This is a genomic window from Peribacillus sp. SIMBA_075 (genome assembly GCF_046534585.1).
In genome coordinates, this window is the sequence record NZ_JAWRYN010001708.1 from 1 (window position 1) to 232 (window position 232).

General features: G+C 56.0%; 1 pseudogene. It reads left to right on the forward strand.

The window, feature by feature from the left end:
• Positions 1–232: pseudogene (locus SB775_RS34255) on the forward strand (hypothetical protein); the annotation flags it as partial.

Here is a 232-nt window from a genome sequence, read left to right on the forward strand (position 1 = left end):
CCGCCGATATCCGCCTGGGAGAAGGGCCGTGCCTGAATTTGTACAGCTTCCATGGCCGAGGAACCCTAGGGGGGCTGATTCCTAATACGAAGCTCGTGAGCGTTGTGAAAAAAGTGGCGGACGCACAGGATGTGTCTCTCCAATACTCGACATTCATGGGCGGACTGACGGATGCGTCGTTCAGCCAGTTGGAGAACGCCGGGATTCCGATGATCGATCTCGCTTTTCCTAC